The organism is Shewanella carassii (genome assembly GCF_002777975.1).
GTDB lineage: Bacteria > Pseudomonadota > Gammaproteobacteria > Enterobacterales > Shewanellaceae > Shewanella > Shewanella carassii.
Genome location: NZ_NGVS01000014.1, coordinates 41198 through 54742 on the forward strand (window position 1 = coordinate 41198; position 13545 = coordinate 54742).

Sequence of the window (13545 nt, forward strand, 5' to 3'; positions counted from 1 at the left end):
TCCTCTTGCTGTAATTGGGCGTTCTGAATTCAGCTCGCCCTATGGTTAGTGTGGTTAGTGTCGATTCAGTTTCCAGCGCCACCAGACAAGCAGTAACAACAGGGCGGCAGCCATGGAAAACCACTGCAGGGCATAACCCAAGTGTTTTTCAGCCGGCATGGGCAATGGCTGCCAGGGTCTTGGCAAGTCCACACCTTCCAGCTGAACCGGCTGCAACACGGCCGGAATCAGTTTGTGCCCAAGCAAGTGCTCGAGCTGCGGCCAGTTGAGATTTTGTATTCGCTTGGGCCAACCGGCTTCGGCCAAGAGCTCCTGGCTCAGTGGGTTACTGCCCTTTTGCCACAATCGGCCTTCGAGGGTGAGGCGTGGCGGTAACGGCAATATCTCTGGCAGTTCACTGCGTTTTTCTGGAGCTGGGATAAACCCCAGCTCCAGCAATAACCAGGGTTGCTCCGGCTCAACTTGCAGAGGTTGCAGCAACAGGTAGCCCACGCGTCCTTGGTACACCTGGTTGTCCAGCAGCAATTGCTTGCCGCTCAATACATTGGCACTCAGCTGCAGTTTCTGCCCTGTGAGTCGGCTGTCAGGGTCTTGCCTCAATAGAGCTGAAAAGCTGCTTGGCCCCGCATCCGCTCTGGCGGCAATCTCCTGGGCCAATAGTTGCTTTTCTTCAGCGCGCTGCAGTTGCCAGAATCCCAGCTTGACCATGAGTAGAAACAGCCCCAAAGTAAATAACAGTGCAAGGTAACGCCCCCAAGGGATGGGAGAGTGAATGTCAGTCAGTTTTTTCTTTAAAGTCATATTGGTACTGCTACTGCTGTTCATCATTTTCAACCTTGGTCGCGCCCTGTGGATCATGGTGCGCGGCGATTCATCTGTTCCCATGAGCCGTTTTCTTGGCCGCCGGGTGCTGTTTTCGGCGTTGGTGGTTCTTTTGTTGCTGCTGGCATTGGCGCTGGGGATTATTTCCCCTAATCCCCGGCCTTACTAAAGCACATACACAAAAACAAACAGGCATAGCCACACCACATCGACAAAGTGCCAATACCAACTGCCGGCCTGAAAGGCAAAGTGACGCTCAGCGCTGAAGTGCCCCTTTAAAACCCTGAAAAACAGCACCAACAGGAACAGCGTGCCCAGAGTCACATGCATACCGTGGAAACCTGTCAGCAGGAAGAAGGTGTTGCCATAAACGCCGGACTGCAGCGTCAGCCCCAGCTCAGTGTAGGCATGGACATATTCCTCTCCCTGCAAGATTAAAAACGCCAGTCCCAGCAAGATGGTGAGTCCAAGCCAAAGGGTTAAGGCGGTGCGTTTGCCTTTCTCTAACCCCAGGTGGGCAAAATGCAGGGTAATAGAGGAGGTGAGCAGAATAATGGTGTTGAAAAGGGGTAAACCATTCCAACCCATGGCTTGGGTTTCAGTGCCGTCCGGGGTTTTCAGTAAGGGCCAGCCTGCGCTGAATCCAGGCCAGAGCACTTCGTTGGTCATGGCATTGTTGGATGCGCCACCCAACCAAGGCACGGCCACCATACGGGCATAGAAGAGGGCGCCGAAAAAGGCCGCAAAGAACATCACCTCAGAGAAGATGAACCAACTCATTCCCTGACGAAATGACCTGTCCATCTGTGGCGAATAGAGACCACTCATGGATTCATGGATCACGTTTCTGAACCAGCCAATCAGCATGAACAGAATGACGGCAATCCCTGCCAGCAGTACATAACTGCCGTGGCCACCGTCAGATTTGAGCTGGGATACATAAGTACCGGCACCATAGGCGATAAGGAAAAGCCCCAATGCGCCGACAATCGGCCAGGCGCTTTGAGCCGGAACATAATAGTGTTCATGTTTACTGGTCATTTCGCTGCTCCTTGCTCCAGGGCATCGGATATCTGTCTATCCGTGATGTCATAGAGGGTGTAAGAGAGGGTCAGAGTGCTGATGGAGTCCGGCAGGTCCGGATCCACGTAAAACACCAGCGGCAGCTCGGCACTGGCATCGGCAGCCAGCGGCTGCTGATTGAAACAGAAGCACTCGGTTTTATTGAAGTAGGCGGCGCCTTGTCCCGGTGAAACGGAAGGGATCGCCTGACCTATCTTGTATTGGTGTGACAGGTTGCGGGCCAGAAAGCGGGTATGGGTCAACTGGCCGGGATGCACCTTGATACGGGTCACTTCCGGCTTGAACTCCCAAGGCATTCCCTTGGCCACCTGAGAGATAAACTCCACAGTGACCAAGCGGCTGTTATCCACTTGGGCACTATAAGTAGCGGCGCTGGTGTTGGTCTTGCCATTGATCCCCAACTGCTGACAAAGCACATCATAGAGCGGCACCAGGGCAAAGCCGAAGCCGAACATGGCTACGGCGCCAAGCAGCAGCAGGCGTACCAGTTTACGGTTGTCGGGGCGGGAGTCTGCCATATCACTTAATCTCCGGCGGGGTGCTGAAGGTGTGATAAGGCGCCGGACTTGGGAGGGTCCACTCAAGCCCTTGGGCACCTTCCCAAGGTTTGGCCGGAGCCTGGGCGCCGCCGCGAATACACTTGATCACCAGTGCCAGAAATATCAGCTGTGACAGGCCAAAGGCAAAACCGCCTATGGAGACAATCTGATTGACATCGGCAAACTGCACCGAGTAGTCGGGGATGCGTCTGGGCATACCGGCCAGCCCGAGGAAATGCATCGGGAAGAACAACACATTGACCGAAATGACCGAGCACCAGAAATGCCACTTGGCCAAGGTCTCGCTGTACATATGCCCGGTCCACTTGGGTAGCCAGTAATAGGCGGCGGCCATGATGGAGAAGATGGCACCGGTGACCAGCACATAATGGAAATGGGCAACCACAAAGTAAGTGTCATGGTATTGGAAGTCGGCTGGGGTGATTGCCAACATCAGGCCGGAGAAGCCGCCTATGGTGAAGAGAATAATAAAGGCACAGGCGAACATCATAGGGGCTTCAAAGCTGATGGATCCCCGCCACATGGTGGCAACCCAGTTGAATACCTTGACCCCGGTTGGCACGGCAATCAGCATGGTGCAGTACATAAAGAAGAGTTCGGCAAAGACAGGCATACCTGTGGTGAACATGTGGTGTGCCCACACCAGGAAGGAGAGGATCGCGATGCTGGCGGTGGCGTAGACCATTGAGGCGTAGCCAAACAAAGGTTTGCGACTGAATGCCGGAATAATGGCCGAGATGATGCCGAATGACGGCAAGATCATTATGTACACCTCGGGATGGCCGAAGAACCAGAAAATATGCTGGAACATTACAGGATCTCCGCCACCGGCGGCATCGAAGAAGCTGGTGCCGAAGAATTTGTCTGTGAGTACCATGGTCACGGCCCCGGCCAATACCGGCATGACGGCTATCAGCAGGAAGGCGGTGATAAGCCAGGTCCAGACGAACAGGGGCAGCTTCATCCAGTTCATGCCAGGTGCGCGCAGATTCACTATGGTGACTATCACGTTGATCGCCCCCATGATTGAGCTTATCCCCATGATATGTATTGAGAAAACAAACAAGGCTGTGCTGTCTGCGCTATAAGTTGTCGACAATGGCGCATAGAAGGTCCAGCCAAAATTGGGGCCGCCGCCTTCCATAAACAATGAGCTAAGCAGGATTAAGAAGGCGAAGGGCAAAATCCAAAAGCTCCAGTTGTTCATCCTCGGCAGCGCCATATCCGGCGCACCTATCATCATGGGGATCAACCAGTTGGCCAGACCGGTAAAGGCTGGCATCACGGCGCCAAAAACCATGATAAGGCCATGAACTGTGGTCATTTGGTTAAAGAAGTTGGGCTCGACCAGTTGCAATCCGGGCTGGAATAGCTCAGCACGGATCACCATGGCCATGGCGCCCCCTATCAGGAACATGATGAAGCTGAACCAGAGATAGAGTGTACCTATGTCTTTATGGTTGGTGGTCAGTAACCAGCGCATGATCCCCTTGGGGGCGTGATGATGCTGGTGTTCCTGTTCAGTGACTTCCTGAACGTCGGCTTCGGCGTCTTGACTGAATGAGTTCATCTTCTCCCCCTACTGCCCGTGGTTATTGACGTCGGCGGCTTGCACTGTGTCGCCTGTATTATTGCCCCAGGCATTGCGCTCATAGGTCACCACAGCGGCCAGTTCCTTGGCGGTAATCTGTTTGCCGAAGGCCTGCATGGCGGTGCCTGTCTTGCCATGGATCACTATGTCCAGATGGGCAGCCATTGGGCCTATGGCAATAGCACTGCCCTTGAGCGCCGGGAACACCCCTTGAAGTCCGGCGCCGTTGGGCTGATGACAGGCGGCGCAACGCGCCATATAGATTTGTTCGCCAAGCGCCATGGCTTCATCATGGCTCATGGTCTCACTGAGGGCAGCCTGAGCTTCTTCGGCGGCCGTAGCCGCAGCTTGTTTCTGCTCTGCCATCCAGGCGTCGAACTCATCTTCTGCCAGTACCTGCACCACAATCGGCATAAAGCCGTGGTCTTTACCGCAAAGCTCGGCACATTGGCCGCGGTAGATCCCCGGTTTGTCCACCCGGGTCCAGGCTTCGTTAATAAACCCGGGATTGGCGTCTTTTTTGACGGCAAAGGCGGGCACCCACCAGGAGTGGATCACATCATCTGAGGTCATCAGGAATCGGACTTTGCGATTGATGGGCAATACCAACGGCTTGTCGACTTCAAGCAGATAGTGCTCACCCTTGGCTTCCTGGCCTTCTATCTGGGACCTCGGTGTTGCCAATATGCTGAAGAAGTCGATGTCTTCGCCGAAATAGCTGTAGTGCCATTTCCATTGCGAGCCGGTGATCTTGACCGTCAGGTCGGCATCACTGGGATCCTCCATGGCAATCAGCGTCTTGGTTGCGGGGATTGCCATCAGGATAAGGATTAAGAAGGGGATAAGCGTCCAGGCAATTTCTACCTTGGTACTTTCATGGAATTGGGACGCAACCGCCCCTTTGGACTTCCTATGGTTGATCATGGCGTAGATCATCACGCCGAACACGACCAAACCTATGGCGCAGCAGATATAAAGAATGATCATGTGCAGGTGATACACCTTGCCACTGATCTCAGTTACCCCTTGAGTCATATTCAAGGGCATATCTGCCTGGGCGCATGGAGACAACAAGCTGACGCACAACAAGGTCAGCAAAACACACAGCCATTGCTTCACAAGACATCTCCTCTGTCAATTGCATTCGCAACTACAAAGAAGAGTCACACAGTAAGTCTTTGCTCTATGCAAACTCTTCAGTTCCCAAAAAAGCAACGATGACTTCAAAGTGCGGCGGCGGTTTCACTTAGATCTAGGTATACAGGTGGTAACCACTGTTGCACTTACCGCTGAATATACTCAGCATTTCCGGCGGCGGCCGCACTCGCTATAAAGCGAAATGGGGCGGTCAGCCTACGACGAATTGCATGGAGGTAACACAATCGTTGTTCTTACAATATTTGTAGATTAAATATTGATCAAGATCACGATGTTTTCTAACTATATGAAAAAAAACATCTATAAATTCTTAGGTTCATACCGCGCGAAAGCCGAGCCCGCGCGGTTTACAGGTAAGCGATTACGTCAAGAAGGGGCGGAAAATAGGCCATCTCAAGGATGGCCTTTAAAGGAATATATTAATGGATGGAGCGAGTCAGCTCACTGAGACGGCTCTCCATCTCCTTAGTCTGGGGGCCGGTTTCCAACACTATGCCCATGGCTCTGGCGTTACGAGCGACCAGTTGTAACCGACGGTTATCACGGGCATCCAGGCTATCAATCCAACTGATCACTGCACTGGAAGTGCCGTTGGTCAGGGCTCTTTCCGTTGCCCACAAGGCTTCAACCTCATCCTTGGTGCGCACCAAGAGCACTCTATCCATTCTGACACCGGCCCTCGCTAAGGTTTCCTTGTAACCTATGCTGGCCGGGGCGTTAATCAAGACTATCCAGCGCCCCTGTTGGCTCAGTTGCGCCAATTGAGGGCAGAGGCGTAATAATTCCTGGCGTCCTTGACTGTGGCTGGCCAGGCTGGAGATGCCGGTATGCGGACAAGGTTGGTTACCTGTGATATTGGTATCTGTCCATAGGCCTGGGTGTCTCGGGGCGTTGCCAGTCATTATGCTCATAGCCAGTCTCCATTGCGTATTATCCCTACCGCCAGTCCTTCAATGGTCAATGGCTGGAAAGTCAGGTCGACTTTGATTGGGGAGTAAGCTTCATTCTCAGCATGTAGATAAACTACATTACCTTTCTTTTCAAAGCGTTTTACCGTTACATCATCTTCAACCCTGGCCACCACGACTTGACCGTTACGGGCTTCCTGTACCTTATGAACCGCCAGAAGATCACCTTCGAGAATGCCTATATTCTTCATGCTGTCGCCGCGCACCCGCAGCAGGAAGTCGGCATTGGGATGGAACATACTAGGGTCGACCTGGTAATACTGTTCTACATGTTCCTGTGCCAGTATGGGTTCACCAGCGGCGACCTGACCTATTAGCGGGAGGCCGGTTTCTGACTCGGCTTGATCATCATGAGGTAGACGAATGCCGCGAGAGGTGCCTGGTATGATCTCAATACAGCCTTTCTTGGCCAGCGCCTTGAGGTGTTCTTCGGCGGCGTTGGCGCTCTTGAAGCCTAACCGGGTAGCAATTTCGGCCCGGGTTGGTGGCATGCCGGTATCGGCTATATTGCGTTTAATCAGTTCCAGAATCTGTGCCTGGCGCGGTGTCAGTGGTCTCATGATGATTCCTGTTTTTTCATACAGTACCTGTCAGTATATACAGTATTTTTTTTAGTGCAAGTATTAACCAGTGTTGAGATTTTTTAGCCGTGGCATAAATAGGTTAGAGAGCGGCTCCGGCATCAGATAGACCTGGGCTCCAGAGCTCTGACATAAGGCTTGCCGGGGCCGGTTCGCAGCTTTCCTAGCTAAGGTTCAGGAAATTCTGGTATTCTATTGAGCTATTGATTGCGACCCAGACTCTGAAAGAACATGTCCAAACAAGATTCATTCTGGTTTAAATCCCTTCGTTGGATCCAAAGTAAACTCGTGCACACCATAGTGGTGCCTCAGGATCCTTTCGCAGATTTAAACTTGGATCCGGCTAAGCCGATGGCCTATGTCATGAAGACGGAATCTGTCAGTGATATTGCTGCGCTGGCGGAAGTCACCCGTAAGTTTGGCCTGCCTTGTCCTTATGAGGCGCTCAAGGTCGATGATATTACCGTCCCCAGAGTCGTCTGTCTGGAAGGAGCTAAGCCTCTGTTTGGCAAGCGTAAGAGTAATAAGCCTTTTCTCAGCTGTTTTACCTCCTTGCTTCATTTGCATCAGACCAATCCACAACTGGACATTCAGTTGGTGCCCGTGAGTCTCTATTGGGGCCGCACTCCAGGCAAGGAAGATGACAGCATGCGCGCCGCCGTATTTGAGCGGGAAAGCCCGACTTGGCTGCGCAAATTTTTAATGATCCTGTTTCTGGGGCGCGACAACTTTGTGCAGTTTTCCAATGCCGTGTCGCTGCGGCTGATGGCCGATGAACATGGAACCGATAAGGCTATTGCCCATAAGTTGGCGCGAGTGGCCAGGGTACATTTCCGCCGTCAGCGTAAGGTGATGACCGGGCCATTACTGCCCAACCGCCAAGCGCTGTTCAATGAACTGTTGCGTTCAGAAACTCTTAAAAAGGCTATTAAAGAGGAAGCCGCAGCCAAGAAGATCCCCGAGGCCAGAGCCAGGGAAATGGCAGAGGAATATCTCGATGAGATTGCTGCCCACTATTCTGACAGTCTGGTGCGTATTGCCCAGCGGATCCTTACCTGGTTATGGAACAAGCTCTATAAGGGGATTAACATCAAGGGCGCCGAGCAGATACGCCAACTGCATCACGATGGCCATGAGATAGTTTATGTGCCTTGTCATCGCAGCCATATGGATTACCTGCTGCTTTCTTATATCCTCTATTTTCAGGGCATGGTTCCGCCCCATATCGCCGCCGGTATTAACTTGAACTTCTGGCCCGCCGGACCCATGTTCCGCCGTGGTGGTGCCTTCTTTATCCGCCGCAGTTTCAATGGTAATAAACTCTATACCGCCGTGTTCCGTGAGTATCTCGATCAGCTGTTTGCCAAAGGCTATTCGGTCGAATATTTCACCGAAGGCGGCCGTTCCCGTACCGGACGATTGTTGTCGCCCAAGACAGGTATGTTGGCGATGACGGTCAACTCTGTGTTGCGAGGCATTGAGCGGCCGGTGACTCTGGTGCCCGTATATCTGGGCTATGACCATGTCATGGAAGTGGCCACTTATCACAAAGAACTCAGTGGCAAGAAAAAGCAGAAAGAGTCAGTCTGGCAGGTGGTTGGCGCCTTGCGCAAGTTGGGTAATTTTGGCCAGGGTTATGTGAACTTTGGTGAACCTGTGACCCTGCAGAACTTCCTCAAAGAAACGGCGCCCAATTGGCGTGAAGATGTGGCCGCCGATCCCGAGCAGAAACCCAGCTGGCTGACCCCAGCGGTCAATACCTTGGCCAACCGGGTGATGACTCATATCAATGATGCGGCAGCGGCCAGTGCGGTGACTCTTACCAGCTTGGTGCTCTTGTCCTCAGAGCAAAATGCGCTGGAGCGCAGCCAGTTGGAACGGCAGTTGGACCTGTATCTGGATCTGCTCAAGGAAGTGCCTTATACCCAGTACATCTCGGTGGCCGAGGGTGACGGTAAGCAGCTGTTGCAACAAGGTCTGGAGCTGAACAAGTTCACGGTTCAGAAGGATGAGTTGGGTGATATCATCTCAATCGATGAATCGATAGCGGTAACCATGACTTACTACCGCAACAACATCATTCACTTATTTATTGTGCCTTCTCTGCTGGCCAGTTGTCTGGTGCGTCTGGAACAGTGCAGCCGGGCTCAGATGCAAGCTGTGCTTGAGGATTTCTACCCTCTGTTGCAGGCCGAGCTGTTTATGGGCAAGACAGATGTCGGCGCCTATGCCGATCAGCTGCTGGATCGCTTCATTGCCAAAGGCCTAGTCGCCGAAGAGGCTAATGGCTTCAGGGTGTTGGAGGCCGGGATCAATCCGCTGGCGCTGTTGGCCGAAACCATGAGTGAGACTCTGCAGCGCTACGCCGTCATCTTTAACCTGCTGGCGGCTCACCCGGGTATTGAGCGCGGCGATTTGGAGCGGGAAAGCCATAAGTTAGCCAGTCGTCTGGGCGCGTTACATGGGATTACCGCCCCTGAGTTTTACGATAAAAAACTCTATGGCATTGTGAGCATCAAGCTCAAAGAGCTGGGTTATCTCACCAAAGAAGACACTCGCCACGATATCGAGCGAACCCGGGATTATGCCAACCTGTTACTGCGTCCTCAGGTCAAGCAAACCATTGTCGACAGCATCGCCGCCGAACAGGAGTCCTGATGGCCAATCATATGAATGCGGCGCCTGCCAAGGCGTCTTTGCTGGGCGGTGCCATGATCATCGCCGGAACCACAGTCGGTGCCGGGATGTTTTCTCTGCCGGTGGAAGGTGCGGGTATGTGGTTTGGCTACTCGGTACTCATGCTGCTGGGGGTATGGTTTTGCATGTTTATGTCCGGGTTGCTGCTGCTGGAAACCAACCTGCATTTTGAGCCGGGAGCTAGCTTTGACACCCTCACCAAGGAGACCCTGGGACAGTTTTGGCGGGTGCTTAACGGCGCTTCGATAACCTTCGTACTCTATATCCTTACCTATGCCTATATCAGCGGTGGTGGCTCCATAGTCAATCACAGCCTGCAAGGAATGGATATCAGTCTGCCACAGAGCTTTGCCGCCTTGGTGTTCGCCTTAGTGTTGGCGTTGGTGGTGCTGATCAGTACTAAGGCCGTGGATAGGATCACGACCATAATGCTGGGAGGGATGATTATCAGTTTCTTTCTGGCGATAGGTAATCTGTTGATCGGCATAGATACCAGCAAGCTGTTGTTGCCGGAAGAGGGGTCTTACGGTTCATATCTGTGGGCTGCGATTCCTTTCGGTCTAGCCAGTTTTGGTTATCACGGCAATGTGCCGTCGCTGGTGAAATACTACGGTAAACAGCCGGGCACTATTATCAAGGCGATTTTTGTCGGCACCTTTATCGCTCTGGCCATTTACCTATGTTGGTTGGTGGCAACTATGGGTAACATTTCTCGCGCCGAATTCAGCAATATTATTGCCCAAGGCGGCAATATGGGGGTCTTGGTCGGTGCCTTGTCCAAGGTGATGGATAACTCACTGCTCAACACCATGCTGACCCTATTTGCTAATCTGGCGGTGGCCTCTTCATTCTTGGGGGTAACCCTGGGTTTGTTTGATTATCTGGCTGATCTGTTTGGTTTTGACGACAGCCGCAGCGGCCGAGCCAAGACCGCCTTGGTGACTTTCCTGCCACCGACTCTGCTAGGTATGCTGTTTCCAGATGGCTTCCTGGTCGCCATCGGCTTCGCTGCCTTGGCGGCCACGGTTTGGGCCGTCATAGTGCCGGCCTTGATGGCTTGGCGCTCAAGGCAACAGTTTGCCGACCACCCGGGCTTTCGTGTGCCGGGGGGAACCCCTCTGATAGCCATAGTGGTGTTGTTTGGATTGCTGACGGCGGCTTGCCATCTGTTGGCCATGGCCGGTATGTTACCCAAGTATTCCTGAAGCGGGAACTGGCTCTCTTTTTCAACGGATTGAGAGAGCCTCATCTTGACAAGGTCATAAAAGTCAGTAATTTATATGTTCACGCCGAATATTTTGTGCGGGTGTAGTTCAATGGTAGAACGGCAGCTTCCCAAGCTGCATACGTGGGTTCGATTCCCATCACCCGCTCCAAGTCTCTCTGCTACAGTTGTTCGAATGCTGTTGGTTTGTCGGCACTGCCTTGATTGAATTCCATACTTTCGAACTCGACTTTGATTATCTGCTTTCCATTAGCTTATTTTCATCGGCGTGACAGCATAGGTCGAAGCTCACACTCCATAAATAGACTCGCCATTCCGGTTTGTTCATTGTTGAGAAGACAGAAGCCCTGTGGGTCATAGCGTTAATAAGTAATTGTTTTAACCACAACAAAATATATTTCCCTGGGTTTTGACTCGTGTCTTTGGTCGTCTGCAATTTGTAATCGAACACTTTCTATACAGCTTGGTATAATTTCTGTTAGCGTTTAACTGAAAGGAACCGGCCTTGGCCGCCTCTTTCGCTTACGATAACAAGGGAACTGGGTAATGAAGATTACAGAATACAGGCATGGTGAGCCCTGCTGGGTAGAGCTGGGTACGCTGGATTGGAACAGTGCCAAGCATTTTTATTGTCGGTTATTCGGTTGGCAAACGCAGGACATTCCTATGCCTGAGGGGGCTTATTCTACCATTCGGCACGGTGAGGAAGAAATCGGTGCCATGTATCAGCTACCTACCGAATTACAACAGCAAGGCGTTCCCAGTCACTGGGCGGTTTACTTTGCGGTGGAGGATATTAATCACTGTATCGAGGCCATCAGTTCCGCCGGCGGTCAGCTTCTGATGGGCCCACATGAGGTTGGCAGCGCCGGTAAGATGGCGCTATTTACCGATCCCGAGGGGGCCCATTTTTCGGTTTGGCAGGGTATCGAACATCCTGGCGCTGGGCGTAAGTGGGAAGCCAACACTCTCTGCTGGGTGGAGCTCGCTTGTCGGCAACCCGAGAAGGCCAAGGACTTCTATCCCAAGGTGTTCCATTGGCAGATGCGCCGTAGTGAAGATGCCCCCGACTTTGAATACACAGAGTGGTTGTTGGGTGGCGATGAAAGCATTGGTGGCATGCTGCAAATGACCGAGCAGTGGGGCGATGTGCCGCCCCATTGGATGATTTATTTCAGTGTTGATGACTGTGATCTGATGGCTTGTCGGGCGGCCGAGTTGGGCGGCAAGGTTTGTGTGCCGCCCACTGATATCCCCAACGTGGGGCGCTTTGCGGTGATCAACGACCCGCAAGGGGCTGTCTTCAGCATCATCCGGCTGACGATGGCGCTTTAATTTTTCTCAGTTGGCTGCATCGATGCGGATTTGGCTACCACAGTTGCCGGGAGCAATTCTGGGGGCCTGTTGCAGCAGGGTCTTTAGGTCGCTGTCATCTATCTTTTCGGGAAGACTGAGCTGAATTTCGGTCAACATCCCCCGGTGACATTTAAGGCTCAGCTTGTGCTCGCTCGATGTGCCAAAGCTCTGCTGAAACGCTTGTCTGAAAGAAGCGGTCGCTATCTTGGCGCCGATATTTTGTTGTAGCAGGTTGAGCAGAGGTGCCGCTTGGTTCACCTCTGTGGTCAGCCTGAGTGCCAATGAAAAGTAGGCTTCGGCATTTTTATCCCGGCAACTGCCGTGTTTCCACCATTCATGCCGTTCCAAGCAACTGCCATAGGCGTGACTAGGCATCATCTGAGCTAGGCGCTCGGATACGGCTTCACTCAACTCAATGGCGGGATAAGCGCAGAAGTTGTCGGGCTTGTGTTTGACCTTGCCGCAATAGCCATAGCTGATGCCGCAAGAGCGCTTATTGGGCCATAAGCCGTGCAAGCTGAAATGACTGGCATCGAAGCGGTCGGTGCTTTGGCTGCGACATTCGGGTTTGCTGGAACCTTTTGACTCACAAAAGGCGTTTTGCCATGACAGAGCCAGCAGATGGCTATCGTATTTATCGGCCAGGTTACAGGCGTTTTGGGTTTGAGGTTCAGCGGGCAGCGCGCCCGCTTGCAGCTGACCACAATCGGCGGCAATCCAGCGCAGAGGTGATTGTGTTGCTGAGGTTCTAACCCTGAACCAGGTGGGCGTGTCGTGACCGAGGCGTTCAACTATCTCCAGCCTTTGTCCGGGGTTGCTGTAAAGCTGCCCGGGATTAGTGCCCTTGTTCTTCGATTGAAACAGCGGACAGGTCTTGTCTATCAGTAACTCACCGGAAAAGGGGGCTGCCATGATCCCAACAGGCAGCAGCCACAACAGGAGTATCAGTAAGCGGGTCATAAGATTCCTCTTTGATGAAATTGTCATGATGCGATACTTAGTTTTTCGTAATGCTTTGTATCTAAAGTAAGTTTTTGCGCAACTTAGGTTAAGCCAATGATCTTTGGCTTCTGTTCCAATATTCAGGCCAGATGCACCATAGCCGGAATGTCCGATGTTTTGGCCGCGGATCAGCGGCGCCAATTCTTTATTGGTCAAATGCAGCGTAATTATTGCCGGCCGATAAATTGTGTCGCTTGGCAATGACAGCAGAATTTTACAGGAAAAAATGAATGAAAGGATGTGCCGCCGCGGCGGTTATGGTGTTGATCCTGGGGGCTTGCTGTAGTTCTCAGGAGGCGCAGCAGGCTAAAGCAGGAGTCGATCGCACTGAGGGTTATCGCTGTGAAAAAGTTACAGTGACGGGTTCGAGGATGCCGATAAGAAGGTGTATCACTCTGGCACAAAGGGAGCAAGAGCGCTTAGAAGCGGAAGAGATGTTGTGTAATGGAAGAGTGCTTTCTAAGGCGTGAGTAAGGATGCCAGTGGCTGGTGCCACTGGCAT

The 13545-nt window shown here is 52.5% G+C and carries 12 protein-coding genes, 1 tRNA gene and 1 pseudogene; 6 read left to right on the top strand and 8 right to left on the bottom strand.

Annotation, left to right across the window (positions count from 1 at the left end; genetic code table 11):
• Positions 1–54: 54 nt before the first annotated feature.
• Positions 55–801: an SURF1 family protein gene (locus tag CBE72_RS08785; RefSeq protein ID WP_100143456.1), complete on the bottom strand. Its 747-nt coding sequence runs from the start codon at positions 799–801 to the stop codon at positions 55–57.
• On the opposite strand from CBE72_RS08785, the gene CBE72_RS08790 reads away from it, so the two are divergent.
• Positions 773–991, top strand: coding sequence for a DUF2909 family protein (locus CBE72_RS08790; RefSeq protein WP_025010819.1), 219 nt, complete (start codon positions 773–775; stop codon positions 989–991). The two genes, CBE72_RS08785 and CBE72_RS08790, sit on opposite strands and share 29 nt — an antisense overlap.
• Here the strand turns inward: CBE72_RS08790 and CBE72_RS08795 are convergent.
• The 6 genes and pseudogenes from CBE72_RS08795 to lexA all read right to left on the bottom strand — a co-directional run bounded on the left by CBE72_RS08795 (position 988) and on the right by lexA (position 6742).
• Positions 988–1863, bottom strand: coding sequence for a cytochrome c oxidase subunit 3 (locus CBE72_RS08795; protein ID WP_025888193.1), 876 nt, complete (start codon positions 1861–1863; stop codon positions 988–990). The two genes, CBE72_RS08790 and CBE72_RS08795, sit on opposite strands and share 4 nt — an antisense overlap.
• The gene (locus CBE72_RS08800) at positions 1860–2423 is read right to left on the bottom strand and encodes a cytochrome c oxidase assembly protein (protein ID WP_028780846.1); all 564 of its coding nucleotides are present in this window, start codon (positions 2421–2423) and stop codon (positions 1860–1862) included. The genes CBE72_RS08795 and CBE72_RS08800 overlap by 4 nt, the downstream gene beginning before the upstream one ends.
• A gap of 1 nt (position 2424) precedes the next feature.
• A complete protein-coding gene (ctaD, locus tag CBE72_RS08805; protein WP_100143215.1) occupies positions 2425–4035 on the bottom strand; it encodes a cytochrome c oxidase subunit I in 1611 nt (536 codons plus the stop codon).
• A gap of 18 nt (positions 4036–4053) precedes the next feature.
• Positions 4054–5175: pseudogene (gene coxB, locus CBE72_RS08810) on the bottom strand (cytochrome c oxidase subunit II); the annotation flags it as partial.
• 458 nt (positions 5176–5633) lie between these two features.
• A complete protein-coding gene (locus tag CBE72_RS08815; protein WP_100143216.1) occupies positions 5634–6125 on the bottom strand; it encodes a cell division inhibitor SulA in 492 nt (163 codons plus the stop codon).
• Positions 6122–6742, bottom strand: a complete 621-nt coding sequence (gene lexA / locus CBE72_RS08820; protein WP_100143217.1) for a transcriptional repressor LexA — start codon at positions 6740–6742, stop codon at positions 6122–6124. Before lexA ends, CBE72_RS08815 begins: the two co-directional genes overlap by 4 nt.
• Before the next feature lie 252 nt (positions 6743–6994).
• On the opposite strand from lexA, the gene plsB reads away from it, so the two are divergent.
• The 4 genes from plsB to CBE72_RS08840 all read left to right on the top strand — a co-directional run bounded on the left by plsB (position 6995) and on the right by CBE72_RS08840 (position 12020).
• Positions 6995–9421, top strand: a complete 2427-nt coding sequence (plsB, locus tag CBE72_RS08825) for a glycerol-3-phosphate 1-O-acyltransferase PlsB (protein WP_100143218.1) — start codon at positions 6995–6997, stop codon at positions 9419–9421.
• Positions 9421–10665 (top strand): tryptophan permease, encoded by a 1245-nt coding sequence (gene mtr / locus CBE72_RS08830; protein WP_100143219.1) that lies wholly within the window; start codon positions 9421–9423, stop codon positions 10663–10665. Before plsB ends, mtr begins: the two co-directional genes overlap by 1 nt.
• Before the next feature lie 97 nt (positions 10666–10762).
• A tRNA-Gly gene (locus CBE72_RS08835) sits at positions 10763–10836 on the top strand.
• A 395-nt stretch (positions 10837–11231) separates the two neighbouring features.
• Entirely contained in the window at positions 11232–12020 is a 789-nt protein-coding gene (locus CBE72_RS08840; protein WP_100143220.1) for a VOC family protein, read from the top strand.
• Positions 12021–12026: 6 nt separating this feature from the next.
• On the opposite strand, the gene CBE72_RS08845 is transcribed toward CBE72_RS08840, so the two are convergent.
• Positions 12027–13001: a ribonuclease T2 family protein gene (locus tag CBE72_RS08845; protein WP_157929052.1), complete on the bottom strand. Its 975-nt coding sequence runs from the start codon at positions 12999–13001 to the stop codon at positions 12027–12029.
• A gap of 272 nt (positions 13002–13273) precedes the next feature.
• Here CBE72_RS08845 and CBE72_RS08850 point away from each other — a divergent pair, with 272 nt between their 5' ends.
• Positions 13274–13513, top strand: a complete 240-nt coding sequence (locus CBE72_RS08850) for a hypothetical protein (RefSeq protein WP_100143222.1) — start codon at positions 13274–13276, stop codon at positions 13511–13513.
• The last annotated feature ends 32 nt before the right edge of the window (positions 13514–13545 follow it).